At 58.9% G+C, this 258-nt stretch carries 1 protein-coding gene; it reads left to right on the forward strand.

What is annotated here, in order from left to right:
* A partial coding sequence (locus tag AC0L2O_RS37035) for an MAPEG family protein (protein WP_473373237.1) occupies positions 1-258 on the forward strand: 258 nt, incomplete at both ends.

Genomic DNA, 258 nt, shown 5'->3' on the forward strand with positions numbered 1-258 from the left:
CTCCCGTGAGGCCGAAGTCCCCCCGCTCACGGGCATAGCTGGGCGCTTGGAAAGAGCGCTTCGAAACTTCCTTGAGACGTTTCCGGTGTTTGTGGCTGCGGTCTTCCTTGTTCACTTGCTCGGCCGTGAGAGCGCTCTCAGCGAATGGGGAGCTGGTCTCTATGTTTCGGCCAGGTTGGTTTACCTTCTACTCTATGCAGCGGGCGTTCCCTTGCTCCGCTCGCTCGTCTGGAACGCCGCGTTCGTTGGAATTATCCT

The organism is Bradyrhizobium sp. Kon10 (assembly GCF_055807395.1).